Origin of the sequence: Polaribacter sargassicola (assembly GCF_021991835.1) — a bacterium.
GTDB classification, from domain to species: domain Bacteria; phylum Bacteroidota; class Bacteroidia; order Flavobacteriales; family Flavobacteriaceae; genus Polaribacter; species Polaribacter sargassicola.
In genome coordinates, this window is the sequence record NZ_JAHDAU010000078.1 from 1 (window position 1) to 368 (window position 368).

General features: G+C 70.1%; 1 protein-coding gene. It reads left to right on the forward strand.

Features of this window, described 5'->3' with window-relative positions:
• Positions 1 to 72: 72 nt before the first annotated feature.
• The coding region (locus KI686_RS17445; protein ID WP_237590310.1) for an RNA methyltransferase substrate-binding domain-containing protein at positions 73 to 368 on the forward strand (296 nt) is incomplete at its 3' end.

A 368-nucleotide genomic window follows, 5' to 3' on the forward strand; every position in this document is an offset into this window, starting at 1 on the left:
GATCCCGAGAACGGGCGTCTCCCTGCGGGGAGGCGCCCGTTTCCGCATCCCGGCCCCCGATAGAATGGGCCCGTGCTCGAGAACCCCCGCTCTCCCCGAGTCCGTGCCGTCGCCAAGCTGACCAAGCGCAGCGCCAGGACCGAGACGGGGCTCTTCCTGCTGGAGGGACCGCAGTCGGTCCGCGAAGCGCTGAACTACCTCCCCGGCGCGATCGTCGAGCTGTACTCCACGCCGTCGGCATGGGAGAAGCACTCCGACGTCCGGATGCTGGCGTCGGAGCACGGCATCGACGTCGAGTACGTCACCGAGCAGGTGCTCGCGGCGATGGCTGACACGGTCACGCCGCAGGGCATCGTCGCCGTCGCGCG